This window comes from Flagellimonas lutimaris (genome assembly GCF_051494225.1).
Lineage (GTDB): Bacteria > Bacteroidota > Bacteroidia > Flavobacteriales > Flavobacteriaceae > Flagellimonas > Flagellimonas lutimaris_A.
In genome coordinates this window covers 1-312 of the sequence record NZ_JBNPYE010000039.1, presented here as the reverse complement: position 1 = coordinate 312, position 312 = coordinate 1, and the positions used below count along the sequence as shown (strand labels likewise).

Here is a 312-nt window from a genome sequence, read left to right as displayed (position 1 = left end):
CACCTTGCATGATGGCCTGCATGTAGTTCATGATCGCCTCGGAATGTGCTTCTTCTTCCTCGTCTGTACGCTTTTTAAGATATGTCTGCAATGCAGGTTCTATATCTGCTGGCTCAATATCCATTAAAGTTTCTTTGCCAGAGTCTGCAAGTACCTTGTCATAGAACTTGTTCATTTTCATGACGACAAATTCCCTTTGGTCCAAAGGCATCACTTCATCGAGATAGGCATCGATAAAAACGTGCACGTTCACTTCGGTTGCCGAAGGAGTGTCCGTTTTTGGAAGGATCACGTCCAAGGTCTGTGCCATGG

General features: G+C 45.2%; 1 protein-coding gene. It reads right to left on the bottom strand.

Annotated features, from left to right (window positions below; genetic code table 11):
- Positions 1–312, bottom strand: a 312-nt coding sequence (locus ACQQ5U_RS19445) for a gluconate 2-dehydrogenase subunit 3 family protein (RefSeq protein WP_437400128.1), incomplete at both ends; no start/stop codon positions are given.